The sequence below is a fragment of the Microcystis sp. M53602_WE12 genome (assembly GCF_030065455.1).
GTDB classification, from domain to species: Bacteria; Cyanobacteriota; Cyanobacteriia; order Cyanobacteriales; family Microcystaceae; genus Microcystis; species Microcystis aeruginosa.
On the sequence record NZ_JASJFB010000618.1, the window covers coordinates 1 to 21,163 of the forward strand.

Consider the following 21,163-nt stretch of genomic DNA (forward strand, 5'->3'; position numbering starts at 1 on the left):
TCCCAAAGGGATTGGTTATGTCAGTGGAGATACCGAAAAACAGCTATCTGTAAGCGATACCAATGGTCAACGATTGGGACAGATAGCTGTTAGCAAGATTCAGTTAATTCGTCGTTCTAACGGTTTAATTGTTTCTCGCTAACTTATATAAAGCCGCCCTCCGCTATCGCTAAAGGGCGGGGTTTCAGACCCAGTTTTTCGATGACCAGACTAAGTATTGATCGCCAGAAAAAAAAGAATAAACAAGGCCAAACAAAAGCTGATAGTCCCCCGCTTAACATCAAAGAGAAACTTGCCCTCAAAAAAGAAGAAAGGCAAAAGAAACAAAAGTTAACGGGGTTGGTTATTTTTGCTATTTGTGTAGCAATTTTGCTCGGATTACCCCTCAGCTTATTATTTGATGCCACGATAGGAGCTGCAGTAAGTTTAGCCTTAATTTTAGTAGTTTTCTCCTTTAGCTATCCTCGCATGGCTCTTTGGGCATTTATTATCTATGTCCCCTTCACTGGCACTATCGTGTATTGGTTGGGAGGTAGTTCAATCCTCCAGCTTAGTAAAGATATCTTTTATCTACCCGCTTTAATCGCCTTAGTTTTAGAATGTCGAAAAAAGCAATTACCGATTATTGTCCCCAAACAATTAGGTACAACCCTATTATTAATCTTTGTTTTCTGTGTAGTTTGTCTATTAGCCGTCAATTTGCAGAGACAATTTCTGCCTACTTGTGATTCCGTGGCTGGGATGAGTATCTTTAGGGATGGTCGTTTGGGCGGGATTCCCTGTCGGGAAAGTGAGACTTTTCTGCAAGGAATATTAGGATTTAAAGTTTTGCTGGGTTATGTCCCCTTGATCTTCTGCACTTATTACTTAATCAAAGACAAACCGACCCTATTATTTTTTAGTCGTCTTTTAGTGACTTTAGCGATTATTTGTTGTGTCCTAGGACTAATGCAATACTGGATGCTGAAAACCGGTCGTTGTGTAGGAACTAGAGGCTTTGTAGCTGATGCACTATTCAAAGCCCACTTAGATGCAAGGTGTTTGGTTGGTGGGGCATTAGTGTATAGTCCGGAAGTGAATATGATCCGCCTACCAGGTACCTTTGTTTCTCCCTGGCACTGGGCTTGGTTTTTGGTCTCTAGTGCCGTAGTTTGTTATGCCAGTGCCTTTAGTGAAATTTCCCAAAAATGGCGACTAGCAGCCCTAGTGGGTTTAACCCTAGTTTTTATTAATGCATTGATATCTGGGCAAAGACTAGCTTTCTTTGGTGTACTGATAATTATTCTTCTGATCCCGATTCTTACGGGACAAATCGCTAACTTAAAACGATTTTTGCCGATCATTTTTGCCGCCACTTTACTTCTAGCTATCGGTTTTTCTTTCCTTGACCCGGATTTTGTCCAACAACGCTACGATAGTGCCATCAACCGTTGGCAACAGGCTCCCCCCACCCTTTTTATTCAAGAACAGTTGGATTTTGCTATTCGTAATCAGGGCGGTATTTTAGGTCGTGGACTTGGTGTGGCCACAGCTTCTGCTAGGGTTTTCGGTAATATTTCCTTTGTGGAAACCTATCACACTAAAGTTTTATTCGAGTTGGGATACATTGGTTTTGCCTTGTACATGATATTCATGACCCATCTAGTTTATCTGGCCTTCCGCACCTATCGTTCCCTCAAAGATCCCACTCTGCGGGGTTTTGCCGGTAGTTATTGGGTTTTGCTGCTCTTTGTTGCCTATCTTCCCTATTGGTATGCCCTCGATACGGATCCTGTGGGCGTTTATTACTGGATATTTGCGGGCGTAATTTTTAGATTACCCGTGATCGAAAAACAGGAAAAAGAAGCCAAAATTCTGGCGGGGGAAACCGCCACAAAATCCTCCAAAAAGGGCTTAAAATTTAAACGCAAAGGTGTTTCTTTAGCTTGAAATATAGGTGTTGGGTTTTAGGGTGTTGGGGTTTTAGGGTTTTAGTGGAAATTCCCCCATTCCCCCATTTCCCCACTCCCCCACTTCCCCACTCCCCCACTCCCCCATTCCCTGCTATGAATTTTCCCTCGATTTCTGTCATCATACCCACCTATCGACGCGAAGAGCCTCTTAAAGATACTCTCGATGACCTGCTCAAACAAGATTATCCCGATTTTGAGGTGTTAGTTATCGACCAAACCGCTACCCACAGCCCCGCCATACAATCCTATCTGGAAAATCTGGCTAATCAGCACAAAATTAGCTGGTATCGGCTAGATTGGGCGAGTTTACCCGGTGCCAGAAATTATGGAGTCCGTCGCGCCCAAGGCGATATCGTTCTTTTTATCGATGATGATGTGCGGCTACCGGATAATTATCTCAAAGCACATAGTGAGAATTTTGTCAAGAACCCTGAGATAGGTGTAGTGGCCGGTCGGGTATTTGATCGCATGAAATTGGGTGACTCCCAAAAAATGGTGACAGATACCGGCAAACCCTACGAAATCGACTTTTTACCCCCCCAAGCGATGGATCCGGGCATTGCTTGGTATTACATCGATCTTGTCCACACCACTAAACCCCAGCAGGTAATCTCAGCCCGGGGCTGTAATATGTCTTTCCGTAAGGATATATTTACGAAATACGGCATTTGGTTCGATGAACGCTTTCGTGGCAGTGCCGTGCGCGAGGAATCGGATTTTTGCTTAAGGTTACGCCGGACTCCCTATCATGTCTGGTACGATCCCACCGCTTATCTGGTTCATTTAGGCGAAGAAACCGGCGGCTGTCATGATATTAGCACTCGTTCTTTGAGTTATCAGACGACTTTTTATCATAATCACTTTCTGATGGCCCTGAAAAATCTCACTCCCGCTCAACAATTGCGACTCTATGCTAAATTATTTGATTGTCACGTTCTTGGCAATCCTCCCTGTAATAAAGGTGGTTCCCCGATTAAAATACTCTCTAGGGGAATTTTTTATAGTTTAGGTTTTCTTGATGCTCTGAAAACTCAAGTAAAGTCCCTCTGGAATGATGGCCAAATTTATACAAAACTAGATAATCTATGAGAATTTTAGTCGCTAGTCATACCTATATAGTTGATCTCAACTGTGAGAAACTGCGCGCCCTGACAAGATTAAATCCCAATATTGAAGTTACTATTGTTGTTCCCCAACGTTGGCAACCGGGAGGAGTCCAAAATAAAATCATTGAAAGTCAACCGAAAATAGCCGACAATTTCCGAGTCATTCCTATCTCTAATTTTAGCCAGAATAACCAAGCTTTATTAACTTTTGGTGCTGATATAATTCCTTTATTGCAGAAATTTAGACCCGATATTATTCAAGTGGAACAGGGTTCTAAATCTCTCGCTTATGCTCAATTTATTACTCTGAATCGTCTCTTAAATCTCCAGGCTAAAAATGTATTTTTTACTTGGTGGAATCTTCCCTATACTCCTAAATTTCCCATCTCTTGGTTAGAAGCTTATAACCTGAAAAATACCGATGGTTTAATCGCCGGTAATCAGGACGGAGTAGATGTTTTAAAAGAACGGGGTTACAGGGGTAAATACACAGTTTTACCGCAATTAGGAGTGGATGAAGTCCTTTTTTCCCCTGACAAGCAACCCGATTTAGCCCGATCTTTAGGCATTGAAAGCGATGAATTTGTGATTGGTTTTGTCGGTCGTTTTGTGGAAGAGAAAGGCATTATAACGCTGATTAAAGCTGTAGCTAAATTAACAGGTAAGTGGAAATTATTACTGTTAGGTCGGGGAATCCTGAAAGATAAAATAGTCAGCGAAGCTACAGCCGCAGGAATAAGCGATCGCTTGATGATAGTGGAAAGTGTTCCCCACGATCAAGTAGTTAATTATATTAACCTGATGAACACTTTAGTTTTGCCTTCAGAAATCACCTATCAGGTCAAAACCTTAACTGCCGTCGGTTGGAAAGAACAATTCGGTCATGTCTTAATTGAAGCTATGGCCTGTCAGGTTCCTGTTATTGGTTCTGATTCGGGAGAAATCCCCTTTGTTATTGCTGATACGGGTTTAATTTTTCCCGAAAAAGATGGGGAGGCACTGGCTAAATCTATACAAACTCTCTTAGATAATCCCAGCTTCGCTCAAGAATTAGGCCAGAGGGGTTATCAGAGGGTAATGACCAATTATACTAATAAAGCCCTCGCTCAAAAACAATTGGATTTCTATCAACAATTACTCCCTCGATGATGGGAAGTGGGGTGTGGGGTGTGGGGTGTGGGGTGTGGGGTGTGGGGTGTGGGGTGTGGGGAGAAGGGAGAAGGGAGAGGGGAGATGGGGTGTGGGGAGAAAAAAGCTGATAACTGATCACTGATAACTGATCACTGATAACTGATAACTGGTTATGAACCATTCTTGACACCCCCTAGTCTAAAGGGACAAGTAGCTAGGGGTGAGGGGAATGATCGAGGTGATAACCGATAAGCAAACAAGTGTGAGCGATCGAGAGTTAATCTTAAAATGTCAAAGGGGTGATCGGGGTGCTTTTCGTCACCTTTACCGTCTTTATCAACCAAAAATCCGCTCTACTCTCTATCAACTCTGTGGAAGGGAATTCCTAGAGGATTTTGTCCAAGAGGTATTTTTAAGACTGTGGCGCGGGTTGCCGAAATTGCGTTCACCTGAATACTTTTCCACTTGGGTTTATCGGATCACTTGGAATGTGGCGATCGATGGTCGGCGACAATTAGCCAAAAGACAAATGAGGATGGCCAAAAGCACTGATGAGGAAAACTCCCTTGATAGCGAATCCCGTCCCCAAGATAGTCCCGATTTGATGCAATTGCATTATGAGGATGTGGTCCGACAAGGGTTAGAAATTCTCAGTTTAGAACATCGCGCTGTCCTTGTCCTTCACGATCTAGAGGACTTACCCCAAAAGGAAATCGCTCAAATCTTAGAAATTCCCCTCGGTACGGTGAAATCACGTCTTTATTATGCGCGTAAAACCATGGGTCAATTTTTGCAAAAACAAGGAGTTATCTAATGTCCCCAGAAGATGACAAAGTGGTTAATTTTCTGCGTCGCTATCGTCCATCGCTGCCACCTCGACCGATAGATGAAGAAGAACAGTTAATGCAAATGATTAGGGGAGAAAGGCCGGTAACTCGCCCAAAATCCCTGCCTTTATTGGGGTGGATAACTGGTATTACTGCCTTATCGGTGCTGATTGTTGGTTCCTATCGTTGGTTTCATCCTTATCCACAACTGGGCCAAATTTCCGACGAGCAGTTGGAAGCTTTTTTAGTGGAGAGTTGGAACCATAGCATCGCTCCACCGATTGCTGCTCCTAGCGTTTATAGTTCCCCTTGGATGACCTTAAACGAGCCTCAACTCACCTATTCTACCTATAATCCTTAATTTCTTTGTCAAGGTCAATTATGTACTTTTCTACTGTCTCGATTCTCGGCACAACCATGGTTTTAACTCTGGCCGCTAACTTGGCCCCAAGTGCCACTGTGCTATCCTATCCCCAAGATCGTCTATTTATCGCTCAAACTAGCTCTCCCCAGCGTCCTGAGAGTCGTCGAATGAATAATTCTCGAGAAAGACTAATCGAACAATTAAACCTTACCGATGACCAAAAGTCGAAAATTGCCGCTATTCGTCAGAAATATCAGGAAAAAACCAAACAGTTGCGAGAAACCATTAGAAACAACGAACAAGAATTAAATAGTTTATTATCGAATAATGCCTCCGATCGAGATATCCGTGCTAAACATCAGCAAATCTCTCGCAATCGCCAAGAAATCAGTAACCTGCAATTTGAGAGTTTTTTGGAAATTCGTCAAGTGTTGACTCCCGCTCAAAGAACGGAATTTTCCCAATTAATGCAGGAACGTTGCCCTAATTCCCGCAATTGTGGGCGACAATAATTCCCATCAGTGCCGATTAAGATCGAATTTGATTCCGATACATTAGAAAAACGCCAAGGATGGGTTACTACCCCATCCTCAACTTATCATTTACTGATCAATTATCGTTTCCAAGTGACTTTTGGTAGGATATGATTCATATCTACCCGGTCTCTGTACTTGGTGGCGAAGTTCAAGAGGGAATCGAGGAGAGAATCGGAGAGATAGTGAGGTTGTAGGCCTAGATCGAGTAATTTTGTGTTTTTAGCGTTAAAATAATGTTCCTCTAACTCGATGCGCGGGTTGTCAAGATTGTTAATCTCCACATTTAACCCTAACGCAGAACCAGCTTTTTTCACCATCAGTGCCAAGTCACCGACGCTAAACAGTTCGGTAAATTGGTTAAAAACGCGAAATTCCCCCGATTGAGCGGGATTGGCGATCGCTAATTCCAAACAACCCACGGTATCGCGGATATCTAAAAATCCCCGCGTTTGGCCACCTTTACCGTACACTGTTAGGGGATGACCGATCGCCGCTTGAATACAAAAACGGTTTAAAGCAGTACCAAAAACCCCATCGTAATCGAGACGGTTAATTAACATCTCATCCATTCCCGTTTCTTCGGTGAGGACTCCATAAACCACCCCTTGATTGAGATCTGTGGCTTTTAAACCCCACATCCGACAGGCAAAATGGATATTATGGCTATCGTGGACTTTGCTGAGATGGTACATACTACCGGGCTGTTTGGGATAGGGTAAAGTATCCTTACGACCGTGATGTTCGATCGTGATGTAGCCTTCTTCAATATCTATATTCGGTGTGCCATACTCACCCATGGTTCCCAGTTTTACTAGGTGCGCTTCGGGAAATTCCTCTTTCATCGCATAGAGGATGTTTAAATTGCCAACCACGTTGTTAACTTGGGTTAAAACTGCGTGTTCGCGATCGATCATGGAGAAGGGTGCAGATCTCTGTTCTCCAAAGTGAACAATCGCATCCGGTTGAAACTGTCGCAGGGATTGAATCAGAAAGTCGTAGTCATTAATATCCCCGACAAAAAGATCGATCGATTTTCCCGTTAGATCTTGCCAGCGTTGAATCCGATGAGATATGGGTGCGATCGGTGTTAAGGTATCGCAGCCTAATTGTAAGTCCCAATAGCGACGAACTAAACTATCAAGTATGCCTACTTCGTAACCTCTATTTGATAGATGGAGTGCCGTTGCCCAACCACAATAGCCGTCTCCGCCAATAACCAAAACTCTCATACAATATCTGTAAAGTTTATATACTCGTCTTTGGTAACTCTAGCAGTTTTGTGTCACGCTTTACCAGTTTAATCCCCCTGAACATAGCGGGGTGTGGGGTGTGGGGTGTGGGGTGTGGGGTGATGGGGAAATGGGGAAATGGGGAAATAGGGAGAATCAATAAAGGCAGTCTATTGACAACTGCTCACTGATTACCACTGTCCACTGAAAACTCAAATCTGCTCACTGCTCACTGCTCACTGCTCACTGATAACTGATAACTGATAACTGATAACTGATAACTGATGAGGGTGTTCTAGAAAACTTGACAAGGGAACGGATTATAGGGAAACTCAGCTTGTAATCAGTGGGCTTTGCTGACGAGAAAACAAAAGCCAAAAATCTAGATAAAAAGCAGTTTTTTTCGGTAAATCAGGGACTATCTGCTTTTTTACTTTTTCTTTTTTACTTTTTACTTTATTACTTAATCCTATGCGTTGGCAAGCTCGGCAAAAATCTTCGTTTCCCTTGTTTCCCCTATACGGATTTTTGGCATTTATCGTCACTTGTCTGATTATTTGGGCAATTTCTCTCTATCCTCGTTCTAATGCTCTGGTGGGGGGTGATTCTCTCCCCGCACCTTTTAGGGAGTTTCAACCGGAATGCGCGGATTATGTCCTAGAAAATAGTTCTTTTAAGGATATATCGAGAGTTTTTGACTGTAAAACCTATAAAAACCTCTCTGATCGCGTGATTCTCCCCCTATCTCTCCAAAAAAACGATATTAGTCTCGATAATTGGCAAAATAACTCGGCAACAGCGATCGAATTAGCACCCTGGCCGGAAATTCATCCCCGCGCTCAAGAGACAAAAGTGCCGATTTTAATGTATCACGACATTTTACCAAAAAAAGAGGTATTTTTTGACGTTACTCCCGCCGAATTAGAGGCACATTTTCAATTTTTGCAGGAAATCGGGGCAACTCCCATCAGTATCGATTGGTTAATTTCCCATCTGCGGACAGGGATCCCCCTTCCCGCTAAACCGGTTTTATTGACTTTTGATGATGGTTATGGGGGACATTACCAGTATGTCTATCCTTTATTGAGAAAATATAACTATCCTGCTGTTTTCTCGATTTATATCAATAAAATGGCTCAAAAAACTGGCAGAACCAGTGTCACTTGGCAACAACTCCGGGAAATGGCCGCCGATCCTCTAGTACAAATTGTCTCCCATAGTGTTAGTCATCCCCGGGATTTAAGATTATTGTCCGATGCAGATTTGGAGCAGGAAGTCAAGCAATCGAAACAAATCTTAGAAAAAGAATTGGGCATTCCGATTAATTATTTCACCTATCCGGAAGGGAAGGCAGATGATCGAGTGAAGGAATTCGTCAAAAAAGCGGGTTATCGGGCGGCTTTATCGATGAATGACCTCGATGAACATTTTGCGGGACAATCCCCCGATTTACTCACGATTGGACGCTTTGGGCAATCGCGCACGCGAGAAGTTGTACCGCAAGCTTGGGGAGGTGATCCCTTACCCCGTAGGGATGGCGGTTTTAACTTTGCCACCACCATCCAAAAACGGGAAGTGGAATTTTCAACTAATACACTTGTTCTGATTAGTGGCGGGATTCCCAAAACCATCCACGCTGATAGTCGTTATCAAGTGGAGGAAATTATCGCCGGTACAGAAGCGATCGCGGCTGTAGATGGCGGTTTTTTCTCTCTCAAGGAATTGGACTCAAATCAGATGATCGGGCCGGTTTTAAGCGAAAATGGCGGCTTTATACCGGGATATGAGGGAGAAATCGACAAGTTAGAGGGTCGTCCTTTAGTAATCATTACCGAGCGATGGGTGCGTTATCTTCCCTTTGATCCTGCCCGTCATAATACCCTAGAAGGAATTGCAGCGGAGGCTGGAGATGATCTCAAGGTTACGGATGCTTTTGTCGCGGCCGCTTGGTTAGTCAAAGATGGACAACCACAACCGCGGGAATCCTTTGGTACACTTTACGGTTTTGATGCCCTGCGTCACCGGGCTTTTTGGGGGATTAATCAGGCAGGACAGCCAGTTATCGGGGTTTCCAGAGAGCCGATCGATTCGATGGCTTTGGGAGAATTATTAGTACAGGCAGGTTTTCGGGACGCAGTGATGTTAGACTCAGGAGCAAGCACCTCCCTCGCTTATCAAGGTCAATCGCAAGTGCATTATACTCCCCGTCCCGTTCCCCACGTTGTCGCTTTATTTCCCCCCACAGAAACCTATATTGTTCCCATTAGTCATGTGGGGATTCCCTGTGTAATTTTCGCCGATTCCTGTGCTGCGGGGAGTTAGGTTAGCACTAAGCTAAGACGCATTTTAACCGCCTATCCTTAGATTAGCTGAATCTCCCCCACCCTACCCTTGCCCCCCCGACGTCGGGGCGGCAAGGGTAGGGTGTTGAATATACGGGAAAATCAAGGAAAATAAATCATGCACTTTTTCTGTCAAAATTTGTCAGGAGGAAAAAACAACTTTTCTTTTAGAAAGAGTGGATTGTCCAAAAACTTGCTCTTGCCAAATATTAACATCCTTCGACCTGATAGTTTCCAACGCCTCTTTAATCAAATTGACAGTGAAATCGGTAGTTACTAGCACTATTGTTAAAACCATAACCCCCAGTTCGTTTATAGGACATCTTTGCGAAAAAAGCTTATACTTACCAAAGATAGATTCAATGACATCGGAAGTTCCCAGAAATATCTCACCTTCTGGGATAGTAGAAGTTTGTTCTAACAAATAACGCTGTATTTTCTGGTAAATAGGGATAAGATTTTCGGGAAGGGAAGACTGGGGAAAAAGCTTATCCCATTGAGATAAAGATGTTTGAGTTAACCCCTGATGTTTGATTTGAGCTTCAAGACTTCGGGTCATAGCCAAGATGGTAGCCCAGACAGGGAGAGAATCTTGATAGTCTAGGAGCCAGTCCAACTTGTCTTGAAATCTTCTTCTACCTTTATCTGCGACCCGAAGAATGCTTTCTTTCTCTTCTTCGCTTATCGTTTCACCAAAATGCTGATATAAGGCCGAGTTTAATTTTTCTTGACTGCTATAGTTTTTCACGGGTAAAAAAGATAAGCTTTTGATTTTTTCCTGATCCAGAATCAACAACAAATCGACTAAATTGACCCTGTCTATTTCCTGGCGTTTATCAATCAAGCTAAAGTCTTGCTTTTTTTTATATTTTAAGACTTTATCTGCCCAATATATGAGACTATCTAAGTTAAAATAACGAGATTTTGTCCGTTGACAAGGCGGCATAAAAAACAATAATTCGGTTTGTTGTATCTCTTGACGACACTGATGACATTTTTTGACAAATGACTGATATTGTTCATCTTTTTCCAGTTCTGACTTTAAAATCAATGCCATCTGATGAGTTACCTCATAAGTGTGAGCAACTTCTGGATTTTTCTCCTAATATAATTGGATTCCTCTGTATAAATCCCTGCCGTGGTCGGACACTATTTGTCGAGGAGTTCCCATCTTATTTGTTACTTGTTCTAACACTGCCGCTATCAATTCTCCCTTTGTTGATGTCATAATCTCTAGTTATAGTTATTACGCTAGGGAGTAGAACGATGATCAAGGCGATATGTTTCTCTGGGTCGGAGATTATCTATCCCGATAGTGATGGTAAACCGATGGCCGATAATACCAAACAGTTTCGCTGGATTGTGACGATCAAGGAAAATCTCGAATGTTTATTCGCAGACAATGACAATGTGTTTATCGCTGGCGATCTGTTGTGGTATCCGATCGAGGGGGATAATAAAACCTGTCAAGCGCCGGATGCTATGGTGGTGTTTGGCAGACCCAAGGGCGATCGAGGTTCCTATAAGCAATGGTTAGAAAACCAGATTGCGCCGCAGGTGGTCTTTGAAATTCTCTCTCCAGGCAACACTAAAGCGGAAATGCGCCGAAAATGGCAATTTTATCAGCGTTTTGGCGTAGAAGAATATTATCTCTATGATCCCGATGCTAATTATCTACAGGGTTGGTGGCGAAGGGGTGATCAATTGGAGATGATTCCCGCGATCGATAATTGGCAGAGTCCGCTTCTACAGATTCGTTTTCAACTGGAGAGTCCCCAGTTAGCTATTTTTTATCCCGATGGCTCGCGGTTTTTGACCACCCTAGAAATCAAGCAAAAAGCTGAATTAGCCGAACAACGAGCCAATGCCGCCGAACAGCAAGCCCAACAGGAACGTCAACGGGCCCGGGAAGCTGAGGCAAAATTAGCCTGCTTAGAGGCGCAATTACGGGCCCTGGGGATTAATCTAGAGGAAAGCTAACGAGAGGCGGGAAGGACGGGATTTAACCACTGGAGAATCTCATCTTTGAGACGGGAATTATCCCGGGCAAGTCCCTGTTTTAACCATTGGCCGATCGCATCGAGGGGAGTGAATACTTCTCCGGTTTGCCAACTGACATCTTGACTCAAGGGAGTGAGATGATTGCCCGGGAGAGTTCGCAGGGCAATTAAATCATTAAAGCGTTTTTTTAGCAGGGGATTTAATACCAGAGATTGATCGATCGTGTCGTCTTGAAAACGGATTAAAAGATTGCGACGAATGGCATAATCTTGGAAAATTAACTCGTTTGTTTCTTCGGGGGAAGGGGTAAATTCGAGGTTAAAAGTGGTGTCAATTTGCAAAGGTTCAATAAAGGGAATAGCTCGACGAATGGGATAATTATTAAAGGAAATGAGGATATTTCCCGCCCGTTCCACTTCGTAGAGACTACCGATTAATAAATGTAGTTTACACCCCATACTGTGACCCAATCCGTAGATGGGGAGATAACCTTGGGGCAGACTATGATTCCAGCGCAGACGTTCAATAATATTATCAAAACGGTTTAAAACTGTGCGGGCGATCGATTTATGATCGAGGGTATTAACAAAGGGAGTAGCAACAATAGCGTATCCTGAATTCCCAAGACTTTCTAATAACCAACGATAGGTAATATTCGGGGCCGCCGCCACAAATGCCCCCCCTAAAAAGTGAATGATACCCCGGGGACGACGGGGGAGAAAAACCCAATTACCTGCTATTTCTTGCCAATTCATAATTAGTTAGGGTTTGCTTAAAAAGTCTATTGGTGGGGTTAGGAGTCGGTCGTCGGTCGTCAGTAGCCAGTCGTTTCAGGCTTTGTTATCCTTCTTTTTGTACCAACTTATGTACTGCATCAAGAATAATGCAAGGTTTTTGAATGTCCCAATCCTATTTTCGCAGCATGAACATCGGATTTTAACAGGTCAAAAGCCTTATTTTAAAAGGGTTTTACCATTATTCAGCAAGCCCTAGTTATCAGTGAATTAATACTAAATCTGGTTATTAAAAACTGATTATTTATTTCCCCTTTTGCCTTTTGCCTGTTGCCTTTTGCCTCCCCTCTATAAGTAGCCTATACTCAACGGATTTAGTATTAGTCACTCACCAAATAAAGACTACTTCATATTATCCTAAATCCTGTTTAAAAGGGATAGGAGATTAGCCAGAGATTGGCACCGCCAGATAAGGATAACTGCTTGCCCAAGTCATCAAAAATCGGGATGAATAGTTCTAGGCCAGTTTTTTCTTAATAAAAGCCACTAATTGAGACATTTGTTTCTTCATAGTTTCCATTTCTGTTTGCATTTGGGCAATTTGGGACTGGAGAGTCTGAATATCGGTGCTATAATCCCCGGTGAGTTCCTCTAGTTTCGGGCTAAAAACTGTTGGTTTGGGGGAATATTGTTTGGCCTTAGCCCTCGCTTCTTTAATCGCTTGTACCAATTGTTTTTGGTCGAAAGGCTTCTCAATAAAGGCAAAATGCTGGAAAGGTTCGGGGATTTTCTCTACTACCTCCTCTTTCCGTCCCGACATTAACACTAGGGGGATACTTTTGAGATTATCTTCGGTTTGGATTTGCTGAAACACCTCCCAACCGCTCATTTTCGGGAGAAGGAAGTCCAAAATAATCAAATTCGGGTTTTCGGTACGGATGAGATTATAACCCTCTAATCCGTCTTTAGCTTCGAGAAATTCAAAGTTACCCTCTGGTAACATATCGCGAACGTGCATCCTGATCACTTTACTGTCATCGATAACGAGAATTTTATGATTTGACACGATAGACACCTTAGAAAAGAGACAATAGATAAACTCGATGATTCGAGGGGGTATTGGGGGAAACTTTCGAGATAGGGATTGGGGATTCCCAAAAAACCCTTAGAAACTAACATACACCATAAAGAAAAAACCTCGGTTAATGTCCGAGGCTGCTGTTGTAGGAGAACTCAATGCAAAACAAAAGGAAGATACCAAAACCAAAGAGGTTTTTATCGGTAAATCACCCTTATTGTCCCATTGTAACCCCTGTTTAAGCGTATCGGGAGGAAGTAGCACTTTTTAGGGCTAAATAACCTAAACCGAGACATAAAAGCGCATTTACGCCCAAAAATGCCTGAGCGATCGTACCAGAACCTAACCAGATCAGAGTAGGATGGATAACAGCACTGATACCTAAAGTCACCGCCATAGCTAAAGATACCCCCACCGCTAACCATTTTGCACGGGGATGACCCAAAAGCAGAGCAATCAGGACAAAGGGCAGGATAACACTGGCAAAAAGCGGATTAAGGGCAGAACTTCCCTGAATAACACCTCCTAGGTCTGAAAGAGAACTCCCCATCACTCGGAAAGGCCATTGAGGTAAATCGAAGATATAAAGACCTCTGAGGAAAAATAAGCCAGAACTGCCAAAAATTAGACCAGCATTCAAAAATCCGTTCCAGGAGAAGGGAAAATAACTTCTTAGCCACCAAGCAAGAAGATAAGAACCCAAAACCATGGCCATTTTGGGCAAAACCGCCACCGCGCCGCCATCAATCCAGAAACGGGGATTGAGATAACCGTTATCGCGCAACCAACGCCAAAAATCCCGGAAAGTAATCTGTCCTTTTAGGGCCAATTGTAGAGCATTGCCCGCGTCTAATTGTCCGGCGCCAAAATGATTAAAGGGATCATCCTTGATCTTACGGGCCGACTGTTGCAAAACCTCTAAAACTGCACTGGGTTCTTTAATTCCCGCAGCTTTGATTAAAGCTACCACCCCAGCAACGTGAGGGGCTGCCATGCTGGTTCCCTGAAAACCGAGGAACGCCGGTTCCCCCCCCTTAGCGGGATCGATGGTTTCTTGGATAATTTTACCCGTATCGGAGCCGCCGGGGGCAGCAATATCGATTCCGGCTCCGAAATTAGAATAGGGGGCCTTATTTCCGGAGGCATCTACCGCAGAAACGCCGATAACGTGCGGAAAACGGGCGGGATAGGCGGCGGAATTATCATCGGCATTACCGGCAGCGGCGACGATTACCACACCCTTACTATAGGCATATTCGATCGCCTCTTTCATTACTTGGGTTTCCCCTCCACCCCCTAAACTCATATTGATGACATCGGCTTTATTATCGACGGCAAAACGGATCGCTTCGGCAATATCTCCCACGGTTCCCCCACCCGTCCCGGAAAGCACCTTGAGGGGCATAATTTTGGCTTTGTAGGCGATGCCGGCTACCCCGTAGTTATTATTGGTCGATTGGGCAATTGTTCCCGCTACATGGGTTCCGTGACCGTTATCGTCCTCGGCATTGCTGCGATCGTTGACGAAGTCGTAGCCTTCGACAAACTCGGTTTCTCGCAGATCGGGAACTTTTGATACACCTGTATCAATAACGGCGACGGTGATCCCTTCACCGTGATTTTCTTCCCAAGCGCGTTCGATGTTAATTCCCCTCAGGTTCCACTGTTTGCTATAGTCGGGGTCATTGGGGGCGATAAAAGCATGATAAATATAATCGGGTTCGATCGATTCGGTGTATTTTTTTAGGTCGGAATTGCGGAGATTTTTCAGGAGTTTGCTATCTCCATCGATAATGTAAAGATGTTCATCGATGGAAAAAATACTATTTAAACTGGTGGTTTTTCCCGCTTTTTTGTTGATAGCATTTAACTGCTCATCGAGGACGCTGACGGGTATATCGTCTTTAAAGTCGATCAAAATTGATTGATATTCGCCACGATTTGCTAATCCAGTAAAGTTAAAGAGAGCAAATCCTAGACCGATAATGAATAGGGTTAACAATAAAAGTTTTTTCATAGATTTCCTAAGAATTGATCATTGCCAGCCAAGGTTTTTTTAGTTTTGATGAGAAAATCTGAGCGAAGTTCCCCTATTTTTGTCTCGATTGAGGAGAGGACTAACCAGTTACAAAAAAGTCACCTGTTGTTTATTTTAAGCTCGATCGCCGATCGCTGTTAATTCCCGACTGGCAAAAATAGCTTCGTAGTGGCGATAATGTTTAAATTCCAGGAGATTATAGAAAGGATCCTCCAGGAAAAAGGTTTTATGTTCGGTTATCTCCCCAGTAAAGCGAGTTTTTGGTTCTAGATAAAATTTTAGTTGATTGACTCGCGCTTGTGCGAGAAGATTGTCCCAATCGCTGGCATCCGGCAGAATTAGACCAAAATGGCGAGGATAAATGCTATTTTGGGGAGTAAGAGGCATTTCGGTGACGTGAGCGACTACCTGATGACCGGAGAAATTTAAGATAATCGCTTTCTCGGTTTCCCTTCCCGCTAAACAACCTAAACCATCACAGTAAAAGCTTTTAGCACTGGACACATCGGTAATCGGAATAGCGAGATGAAAAATTGCAGGTTGATTCATGGTGATCGATTTTATCCGCGCTCTACTAGGTTCTATTGTAGCGATCGAGGGACGACTTTTCCGAAAAATTTTTCTTGAAATTGGCAATTACCTAGGGTTGCCTGCATAAATCTAAAAAACCTTGTTGAATAATATCTTTAGGCTTTTTTGACATCAAAAAGTGCCGACTCTTAGAGTAATCGCAGGGAAATTTTAGGCACTTTTTCCCTGAAAATCGATAAAACCCCACACCCTACACCCCACACCCTACACCCCACACCCTACCTAAAGACTTTGCGCGATTCTAAAACCAGCGTGTTGATAAAAATTCCGGCGAAACCAATTGCGATAGTAGGGTAGGATTTCTGTGCCGTTAGTCACCCAAGCTCCTCCTAACATCATTTTATGTTGACTATTAAAGAAAGGAGTGGAATTGTCAGCATAGAGGTAATGGGGTTGAAAGTCAGTTAAGGGATTAAAATCATCTTCTAGCCATTCCCAGACGTTACCGCGTAAGTCATAAATTTCTGAGTTATTGCCCGTATTTTTTAACATTCCCACGGGAGTGGGAGAACAGAATTTTAAATTGAGGTTATAGTCATCAAATTTATCGTTTTCTAGGGTATAACATCGATTTTTTTGACTGCCATAGGTGACTAAATTCCACTCAGCTTCCGTCATTAAACGTATTCCTTGACCTTGAAAACGACAGTAAGCGATCGCTTCATAATAGTTCACTTCTACCGGCCAATCAAGAGGTAAATCGAGAGCATCAAACATGGCTCGATATTGATAATTTCCTCGCTCATCTACCAGCCAAAATTTAGGATATTTGACTCGATAATGATTTTTCCATTGCCAAGCTTCTTCATCCCAATAACTGGGATTTTCGTAGCCACCATTATGGACAAATTCTTTAAATTCTCCGTTGGTAATCATATATTTACTCACCAGAAAATTGTTAACTTGAACTTGGCGATAACCATACTCGTTGTCCCAACCATAAACAGGAGAATCTTGGGGTTTACCAATTTCTACTATTCCCCCAGAAACCGCCACCATTTGATTAGGACTAGCTTGACCAAAAGCAGGGGCATAATGCCAACCTGAAGGACGTTGCAGATGCTCTAAGGGCAGTTGTCTGAGTAACATTGAAGATGTTTCAAAGTGAACACGCTGATGCTCAATTCCCATCATTAATGACCAGAGAGAATGCTGAGGATGAATAGGAAGATTAAGGGGGGTATTTTTAATTATTTCGACCACAATTTCATAGACTTGTTGCCGATATTCCCAAACCTTAGCCACCCCGGGCCACTGAATATGGGCGATAGCAGAGTTTAATTCTGCGGGAGTTGCCGGATCTACTCCCACTCCAAACAATAATTCGTAGTCAGGATTAGGGCTTTTTTTTAATAGGTTAACCAGCTGCAATTTATTAAGATAAAAAGCGGCAGCATGACCTAAATAAAAAATGAGGGGATTTCTTAAATCGTCAGGGTTACAATAAAAAGCTTCTTCTTTGATGATGCTTTTTAACAGCATATCTTCTAATTGCCAAGCATTTTCAAAATAGTCCAGTAGATTTTCTCGACTACAGTTATTTAGAGATATAGGAGCCTGTGCTTGAATCTTTTCCATGTTTTTATGCCTCTATTACTGATGATAATGTTTTCGTTATTTACAGGTATAAATGACAGAGAATTAACCCGAATAAATTTTCAGGATCGGTGAAAACCCTAAGCGGTTTTAATCCCTTTGATTCTAGGTCTTTTTCCATAGTTTCTAGGTTAAATTTACGCGAAATTTCTGTCAAAATACTTTCTGATGCTTGAAAATTAACTGTTAAATCGAGTTTTTTAAGATGAACATGGTGAGTTTTTTGACAAATTAAATACATTTCAATTTGGGATTTGTCTTGATTATAGATAGCTTGATGACTAAATAAATCAAGGTTAAAATCAGCTTGAAAACGCCAATTTAAATGGGAAAGCATATTTAAATTAAAAGCTGCTGTCACCCCTTGGGCATCATTATAAGCTGCTTCTAGAATTGCCGCTGGTTTTTGGAGATCAATCCCTAATAAAAAATAATCTCCAGCTTTTAGGACAGTGGCAATTTCTTCTAAGAATTTATCACATTCAGATGCAGAAAAATTACCGATAGAACTTCCCAAGAAAAAAATCATTCTGGTATTATAGGAAGTGTTTTGATAATAAGCTAAGGCCTGTTCGTAGGTTCCAATTAACCCCTGAATGGGTAAATTAGGATATTCTTTTTGTAATTCTATGGCACTAGCTTTGAGAATAGTTTCACTAACATCGATAGGTACATATTTAGAGGATTTTTGTTGCCGATAATAAGCGTCCAATAACAGACGAGTTTTCGTGGAACTACCACTACCTAATTCTATCAATTCGCAGGGACCTGTATAGGCGACAATTTCTTGAGCATATTCTTGGAGAATAGCGGCTTCTGTCCTAGTGGGATAGTATTCTGGTAATTGACAGATTGCTTCAAAAAGTTGGGAACCTTGCCGATCATAAAAATATTTAGATGGTAAACTTTTGGGGGTTTTAGTTAATCCTTTAATCACATCTTTTCCCTCGTCTTTAACCATATTTTGACCGGTGGCAGAGGTAACTAAATACTCAATTTGTAATAGTTCTTGGTTAGGTGGGTTAAGTTGCATAGATTCTCCGATTATTCTCCAGTTTTTTGATTGTTCTCGATCAATGCCGAGGATGAAATCCACTTTGACAGCTTGAATACTGGCAGCGATTATTGTTCTTTGGTAATTTTACCACTAAAACGCCGCAAAATTTACCTCTTGTCTAGATAGACAAAGTTTATGGATGGTAAATAAAAGCTGTTAAATCCATCGAGATGGGTGCTGATATTATCCAAGCAAAATTACCGTTTCAATTAATCAGTAAAGATTGCATTTCCTCTAAGGTAAGATTTTCTTGGATATAGCGAGGATTAAGGGGATGATAAGGACTAGCAAGACGATCTATCTTAATAACTCTAGCAGTTTCAGGAATGATCGGAATATCGGGATCGTAGGGGGTGCTGCGGGTAAGGGAACTAGAAAAACCTTTAAAAATAGAGATTTCTTCCTCCTCCCCATCCACAGCAATAGTCACTAATAAAACCTCTTGGGGATTTTTGAGGGTGTATTGTTCGAGTTGTTTACCAATATTCATAGAAAAATGGCTAATTATCGATAGCTAAAGACCTCCTATTGTAAAGCTGAACGTCCCTGTTTGCCAAGGCGAATAAGAAGAAAATGGGCAAAATAGAGAGTATAAAAAGAGAGACCAACTAAACCAAAAAAGCCCAAAACATTAGCGGTAGCTTCTGAATGAAAAATCTCGCGAAACTGCCAAGGTGCTTCCTGCCAAACTTGACAATAGGGAGAATTTAGCAATTCCCCTGACATAGCACAGGAGAGAAAAGGTAAGGTAGAAATTGCGCCCAAAGGACAATAAATCGTTACTGCCCAACGCCAAGCAGTGGTGACAAATTTAATTGGACTGGAGGGTAAATCTTTAATTTCATCGTTAATGTCCACCCAAAACCAGAGGGAAATCGGGATTAAAATCTTAGCTAAAAAACTGGTAACAAAACCAATCGGCCAGGAAGCGATCATTAAATATACAGTAATTAATAAAAGACTAGCCACTCGCCAATAGATAATCAACAATTTTTGTAATGATTCGATTTTTGCAAATAAAGACCAAATTAACAAAATTGCCGGAATAATCACCGTAAATAGGACGGCTAAACGATAATCTATCCAAACGAGAGGACGAAACCAAAGTTGATTCATAAACTATTCAGACATAATTACACTGTCAATATTTTACTGTCTTCGGACGCAGGAGCCAAAATCGGCCACAGCTTGACCAACAAACAAAAAAACGAGGGGCGATCCCTTTATAGCTGAGATCGCCCTAAAGCTAGGATTCTACTGTGAGGAGAGAAAAAACCGCTGCCTGACTGCATTAATCTTCATAAATGCGACACTCGGCGGCATCGGGATTAGAATCACAATAATTTTCGAAGTAGGTTTTTTGGGGGTGGTCCTGACGTTGGTGAGCGGCTTCTGCTTGTAATTCTTCCACCGCATCCCAAGCGGCGGCGCATTCGCCAGAGGTGGCACCTTCCGTACTACAGACGGCTCTGGCGTTTTCTAGCTCTTCTTGAATTTTATCTTGGATATTGCTCATGATTCCTCTGGAATTGATCTATTGACACTCTAACAATTATACAGTCACCTTCTCAAGCCACAGGATCGGTTATCCCACTCGATCGCCTTTCCTGTGCTATGAAGCCGATCCTAGCGCAATTTTTGGGGAATTTAACATCAAGATTTCCTGACTGGGCCAATTTTTAGCCTACATTCCGCACTGGAGAAATGCCAGAGGGATTTCTCCCCGGCATAGACAGCGAGCAGAACCATATATCGACTTATTTAGGCCGTCTTACACCAAATCCGTTTTTAATAGTCTGATTAACTGCCAAGTTATCGATTGTTTTTCCACGCTCCAGTGCTTTGGCACTCACCTACTCTCCTATACCTTTTACACAGGATTTAGTATCATTCTAGGGACTAGGGGAAAAAGACTGTTTTGCTGCAATAGTCAGCATTCCTGTCACCAAAATGCCGACAATGCTAAGGAATCCAATGGTCGTAATGTTGACTCGTGCGTTGAGATCGTCAACCCGCTTTTCTAGTCCCGTAACTTTGGCATCTAAGGCCTTAATATCTCCTTTAATTTCTCCTAGACTGTTCTCGATCGCTTTCTGTCCATTTTCTAGGTTTGTCAGTCGGGACTCGATCGCTGTTAGTCGGGATTCGATCGCTTTCTGTCCGCTAACGATTAAATCTTCTAACCTTTTCAGATCATTCTCGGTAACTGCTGTCATCAGTGACAATCCTCTTAAAGTTGAATTTTTCCTAGTCTCCTAATCAATACTCTATCAATATTTTCTCGGTCGGGGACTCTTTCAAACAGTAATTCACAAAAATCAGATTCCCTACTGAGAGAGCCTAGTGATCCCGTCAAAACCGAAACATTTTTTGATTCGGTTACGGGGACAGCAGCACGGGCATTTATGGCTGTATAATTCCCGTTGATATTATTAGTAATAAAATCTGGGTGCAGCAGGACGGCACGGCAGCAGCGATCGCTGATAAATTGGTAGCTAGGGGAGTCCCCAAACAAGACATCGTTTTAGCTTACCATGGGCCCCCTGTGCGACAATATACCGAGTTTGCCCTTGGCTAAAAC

Annotated in this window: 23 protein-coding genes and 1 pseudogene; 10 read left to right on the plus strand and 14 right to left on the minus strand. The window is 42.5% G+C overall.

Translation table 11 applies throughout. The features are described 5' to 3' along the window. The 4 genes and pseudogenes from PX482_RS28160 to hpsO form a co-directional block, all read left to right on the plus strand. A pseudogene (locus PX482_RS28160) lies at positions 1-142 on the plus strand (RRXRR domain-containing protein); the annotation flags it as partial. Positions 143-201: 59 nt separating this feature from the next. After that, positions 202-1,929 carry a hormogonium polysaccharide biosynthesis protein HpsL gene (gene hpsL, locus PX482_RS19405; RefSeq protein WP_288024169.1) on the plus strand — a complete coding sequence of 576 codons (1,728 nt, stop codon included), beginning with the start codon at positions 202-204 and terminating at the stop codon, positions 1,927-1,929. A 116-nt stretch (positions 1,930-2,045) separates the two neighbouring features. Next, the gene (hpsN, locus tag PX482_RS19410; protein WP_002758135.1) at positions 2,046-3,041 is read left to right on the plus strand and encodes a hormogonium polysaccharide biosynthesis glycosyltransferase HpsN; all 996 of its coding nucleotides are present in this window, start codon (positions 2,046-2,048) and stop codon (positions 3,039-3,041) included. Further along, positions 3,038-4,207 (plus strand): hormogonium polysaccharide biosynthesis glycosyltransferase HpsO, encoded by a 1,170-nt coding sequence (gene hpsO / locus PX482_RS19415; RefSeq protein WP_002758136.1) that lies wholly within the window; start codon positions 3,038-3,040, stop codon positions 4,205-4,207. The genes hpsN and hpsO overlap by 4 nt, the downstream gene beginning before the upstream one ends. Here the strand turns inward: hpsO and PX482_RS19420 are convergent. After that, on the minus strand, positions 4,149-4,370 hold the full coding sequence (locus PX482_RS19420; protein WP_071824995.1) for a hypothetical protein: 222 nt from the start codon (positions 4,368-4,370) through the stop codon (positions 4,149-4,151). The genes hpsO and PX482_RS19420 overlap by 59 nt on opposite strands. 48 nt (positions 4,371-4,418) lie before the next feature. Between PX482_RS19420 and PX482_RS19425 the strand changes: the two genes are divergently transcribed. From PX482_RS19425 to PX482_RS19435, 3 genes are read left to right on the plus strand one after another with little or no spacing between them, the layout of a single operon-like run. Continuing rightward, complete coding sequence (locus PX482_RS19425) at positions 4,419-5,003, plus strand: sigma-70 family RNA polymerase sigma factor (RefSeq protein WP_288027507.1); 585 nt, start codon at positions 4,419-4,421, stop codon at positions 5,001-5,003. Continuing rightward, complete coding sequence (locus PX482_RS19430; RefSeq protein ID WP_002758138.1) at positions 5,003-5,377, plus strand: hypothetical protein; 375 nt, start codon at positions 5,003-5,005, stop codon at positions 5,375-5,377. The genes PX482_RS19425 and PX482_RS19430 overlap by 1 nt, the downstream gene beginning before the upstream one ends. 20 nt (positions 5,378-5,397) lie before the next feature. Further along, positions 5,398-5,892 (plus strand): Spy/CpxP family protein refolding chaperone, encoded by a 495-nt coding sequence (locus tag PX482_RS19435; RefSeq protein ID WP_002758140.1) that lies wholly within the window; start codon positions 5,398-5,400, stop codon positions 5,890-5,892. A gap of 101 nt (positions 5,893-5,993) precedes the next feature. Here PX482_RS19435 and PX482_RS19440 read toward each other — a convergent pair whose 3' ends face one another. Together PX482_RS19440 and PX482_RS19445 are read right to left on the minus strand one after the other, a co-directional pair. Further along, positions 5,994-7,145 carry an NAD-dependent epimerase/dehydratase family protein gene (locus PX482_RS19440; RefSeq protein WP_002758141.1) on the minus strand — a complete coding sequence of 384 codons (1,152 nt, stop codon included), beginning with the start codon at positions 7,143-7,145 and terminating at the stop codon, positions 5,994-5,996. A gap of 16 nt (positions 7,146-7,161) precedes the next feature. Then, a complete protein-coding gene (locus PX482_RS19445; RefSeq protein WP_288122882.1) occupies positions 7,162-7,305 on the minus strand; it encodes a hypothetical protein in 144 nt (47 codons plus the stop codon). A 311-nt stretch (positions 7,306-7,616) separates the two neighbouring features. Between PX482_RS19445 and PX482_RS19450 the strand changes: the two genes are divergently transcribed. Then, on the plus strand, positions 7,617-9,467 hold the full coding sequence (locus tag PX482_RS19450; RefSeq protein ID WP_002758142.1) for a polysaccharide deacetylase family protein: 1,851 nt from the start codon (positions 7,617-7,619) through the stop codon (positions 9,465-9,467). 162 nt (positions 9,468-9,629) lie between these two features. Here the strand turns inward: PX482_RS19450 and PX482_RS19455 are convergent, their stop codons facing one another. Continuing rightward, positions 9,630-10,544, minus strand: a complete 915-nt coding sequence (locus PX482_RS19455; RefSeq protein ID WP_288026317.1) for a hypothetical protein — start codon at positions 10,542-10,544, stop codon at positions 9,630-9,632. Between the two features lie 209 nt (positions 10,545-10,753). On the opposite strand from PX482_RS19455, the gene PX482_RS19460 reads away from it, so the two are divergent. After that, positions 10,754-11,467 (plus strand): Uma2 family endonuclease, encoded by a 714-nt coding sequence (locus PX482_RS19460; RefSeq protein WP_288122884.1) that lies wholly within the window; start codon positions 10,754-10,756, stop codon positions 11,465-11,467. Here the strand turns inward: PX482_RS19460 and PX482_RS19465 are convergent. The 10 genes from PX482_RS19465 to PX482_RS19510 form a co-directional block, all read right to left on the minus strand. Beyond that, the gene (locus tag PX482_RS19465) at positions 11,464-12,243 is read right to left on the minus strand and encodes a DUF1350 family protein (protein WP_002758145.1); all 780 of its coding nucleotides are present in this window, start codon (positions 12,241-12,243) and stop codon (positions 11,464-11,466) included. The two genes, PX482_RS19460 and PX482_RS19465, sit on opposite strands and share 4 nt — an antisense overlap. Positions 12,244-12,739: 496 nt before the next feature. Then, positions 12,740-13,288 carry a response regulator gene (locus PX482_RS19470; RefSeq protein WP_002758146.1) on the minus strand — a complete coding sequence of 183 codons (549 nt, stop codon included), beginning with the start codon at positions 13,286-13,288 and terminating at the stop codon, positions 12,740-12,742. 250 nt (positions 13,289-13,538) lie between these two features. Then, complete coding sequence (locus PX482_RS19475) at positions 13,539-15,317, minus strand: S8 family peptidase (protein WP_288093183.1); 1,779 nt, start codon at positions 15,315-15,317, stop codon at positions 13,539-13,541. Between the two features lie 135 nt (positions 15,318-15,452). After that, positions 15,453-15,887, minus strand: coding sequence for a VOC family protein (locus PX482_RS19480; RefSeq protein WP_288093189.1), 435 nt, complete (start codon positions 15,885-15,887; stop codon positions 15,453-15,455). Positions 15,888-16,151: 264 nt separating this feature from the next. Next, positions 16,152-17,507: a 5-histidylcysteine sulfoxide synthase gene (gene ovoA, locus PX482_RS19485; protein ID WP_288093180.1), complete on the minus strand. Its 1,356-nt coding sequence runs from the start codon at positions 17,505-17,507 to the stop codon at positions 16,152-16,154. 40 nt (positions 17,508-17,547) lie between these two features. Beyond that, entirely contained in the window at positions 17,548-18,558 is a 1,011-nt protein-coding gene (egtD, locus tag PX482_RS19490; RefSeq protein WP_288093177.1) for an L-histidine N(alpha)-methyltransferase, read from the minus strand. Between the two features lie 229 nt (positions 18,559-18,787). Then, on the minus strand, positions 18,788-19,072 hold the full coding sequence (locus tag PX482_RS19495; RefSeq protein ID WP_004159286.1) for a DUF7734 family protein: 285 nt from the start codon (positions 19,070-19,072) through the stop codon (positions 18,788-18,790). A gap of 35 nt (positions 19,073-19,107) precedes the next feature. After that, positions 19,108-19,698, minus strand: a complete 591-nt coding sequence (locus tag PX482_RS19500) for a DUF3177 family protein (protein ID WP_004162903.1) — start codon at positions 19,696-19,698, stop codon at positions 19,108-19,110. A 175-nt stretch (positions 19,699-19,873) separates the two neighbouring features. After that, positions 19,874-20,098: a Calvin cycle protein CP12 gene (locus tag PX482_RS19505; protein ID WP_002781201.1), complete on the minus strand. Its 225-nt coding sequence runs from the start codon at positions 20,096-20,098 to the stop codon at positions 19,874-19,876. A 376-nt stretch (positions 20,099-20,474) separates the two neighbouring features. After that, on the minus strand, positions 20,475-20,798 hold the full coding sequence (locus PX482_RS19510; RefSeq protein WP_288122887.1) for a DUF4164 domain-containing protein: 324 nt from the start codon (positions 20,796-20,798) through the stop codon (positions 20,475-20,477). 233 nt (positions 20,799-21,031) lie between these two features. Between PX482_RS19510 and PX482_RS19515 the strand changes: the two genes are divergently transcribed. Then, positions 21,032-21,160, plus strand: a complete 129-nt coding sequence (locus PX482_RS19515; RefSeq protein ID WP_004159297.1) for an element excision factor XisI family protein — start codon at positions 21,032-21,034, stop codon at positions 21,158-21,160. The last annotated feature ends 3 nt before the right edge of the window (positions 21,161-21,163 follow it).